Annotated in this window: 1 protein-coding gene and 1 pseudogene; one reads left to right on the forward strand and one right to left on the reverse strand. The window is 50.3% G+C overall.

Annotated elements, in window-relative coordinates:
- Positions 1–345 (reverse strand): annotated as a pseudogene (locus CIK04_RS25375) (hypothetical protein); the annotation flags it as partial.
- 41 nt (positions 346–386) lie between these two features.
- On the opposite strand from CIK04_RS25375, the gene CIK04_RS25380 reads away from it, so the two are divergent.
- On the forward strand, positions 387–908 hold the full coding sequence (locus tag CIK04_RS25380; RefSeq protein ID WP_325205815.1) for an EVE domain-containing protein: 522 nt from the start codon (positions 387–389) through the stop codon (positions 906–908).
- Positions 909–930 lie beyond the last annotated feature (22 nt).

The raw sequence follows: 930 nt of genomic DNA on the forward strand, positions 1-930 counted from the left end.
TTCCGAAGCAAAGCCTTCATCACCGGTGGTTTTTAAGTGGCCAATCACTTCGCCATACATGGACTGATAGGGCAGGCTGGTCAGCGCCATCAATTGCTGACGCTGCTGAGCGCTCAGCTGTAGCCAATATTGCTGCGTACTGCCACAAGGTGTGATGTATTGCGCTTCATGACCGACGACTAAACTGCCTGACAACATAAAGCTCTGTGCGATCACCGACTCGGGTTGGCTGAGATTGGCCGTTGGCAGTGGAGGAGCGAGATTGGAGTGGCGGACGGGGCGCTGGTTGAGCACGCTTGTAACAGCAACAGTGTCGATAGGCGACTGGTTTTTAAACGCCTTCATGTTATATCTTTCTCCATCTCTAAATCTGCTTGGACCGCATTATGGCATATTGGTTGTTTAAAACTGAACCGGACACCTTTTCTATCGACACTTTACGCGTACAAAAGGTTTCATGTTGGGAGGGAGTGCGAAATTATCAGGCAAGAAATATGCTGCGTGATGAGGTTAAAGAGGGCGATTGGGTGATGATTTACCACTCCTCGTGCAAACAGGTTGGCGTGGCAGGGATCGCGAAAGTGGTTCGTGAAGCCTACCCCGATCATTTTCAGTTTGATTTGAACAGCGACTATTTCGACGCGAAATCAACGCCAGAAAACCCGCGTTGGATAATGGTCGATGTGGAGTTTGTGCGCAAAACCGAACGGGTGATCCCTTTGGCGGTGTTGAAAGCCATGCCCGAGTTGGAAAACATGCCATTGGTGAAAAAGGGTAATCGCTTGTCGGTGATGCCAGTGACGGAACAAGAATGGCAGGCCAYTTTAACCAAAGAAAAACATGCCGAGCCGCCTTTAGTCTTGCCGATGTGCAGCAAGGTTGTCGCAAATGAGTCGCAGGTAAAATAAACGGGGCAGCGTGACGCTGCCC

It is taken from the genome of Vibrio sp. 03_296, from assembly GCF_002265885.1.